This is a genomic window from Haloarcula sp. Atlit-47R (assembly GCF_003665985.1).
Taxonomy (GTDB): Archaea; Halobacteriota; Halobacteria; order Halobacteriales; family Haloarculaceae; genus Haloarcula; species Haloarcula taiwanensis.
This window is the reverse complement of record NZ_QPLQ01000016.1, coordinates 1-923: the sequence shown is the minus strand read 5'-3', so window position 1 is coordinate 923 and position 923 is coordinate 1. Positions and strand designations below refer to the sequence as shown.

At 66.0% G+C, this 923-nt stretch carries 1 protein-coding gene; it reads right to left on the bottom strand.

The genetic code is table 11. The annotated features are described in order from the left end of the window. The coding region (locus DVK00_RS20610; protein WP_121578507.1) for an NAD(P)/FAD-dependent oxidoreductase at positions 1-923 on the bottom strand (923 nt) is incomplete at both ends.

Here is a 923-nt window from a genome sequence, read left to right as displayed (position 1 = left end):
TTCAGCAGTTTCGCCGGCAGCCCGCCAAACGTCTCAACTGGGACGTTCACCACGTCGTGGGCAACGGCTTTCTCGCCGACCGAAACAACCGTCCCTTTGTCCTTGTGGGTCCAGGTCTTTAGCGGCTGGCCGCGGGCGGCGCGAGCGAGGTTTTCGCCGGCCACCTCGGCGGCCTGCCAGGCGGCCTGGGCCGTCGGCGGCGCGGGCTGGTCGCCCGGCTGGTCGATCAGCGCCGAGTCGCCGATGGCGAAGACCCGTTCGTCCTCCGTCTGGAAGTTCCCCTCAGCGTGGACGCGGTGGTTGCGCTCGTCCTTGTCCAGATCCACATCCTGCATGCAATCCCGGCCGGTGATGCCGCCGGTCCAGACCAGCACGTCGTAGTCCAGTTCGTCCTCGTCGCCGATGTATACGGTCTCCTCGTCGACCTCGCCGATGAACTCACCGCACTTGATGTTCACGTCGGCGGCTTCTAGGCGCTTGCGCAGCGCGCCCTGGAGTTCCGGGTCGCTGTTGGGCAGCACCTGGTCGAGGCCCTCGACGAGGTGGATGTCGATGGGCGCGTTGTGTTCGTCGCGGAACTCGGCGACCTCGCCGGCGGTCTGGATGCCCGAGAGGCCAGCGCCGCCGATGACGACCTGCGCGGGGTCGTTGGTCGAGGCTTCGCGAGCGGCCTGCTGGATGTTGTCGTGGATATTGAGGGCGTCGTCGAGGCTCTTGAGCGTCAGAGCGTGCTCTTCGAGCCCGTCAATACCGAAGAATGCGGTCTGGGAACCCAGCCCGACCAGCAGGTAGTCGTACTCGACAGCAGCGGAGTCGGCGAGGGCGACCTCCCGAGCGTCGGTGTCGATGCCGACGACCTCGTCCTGAATGAAGGCGGTCGAGGGCTGCTTGATCTCGTGAACAGGGATAGCGATGTTCTCCTG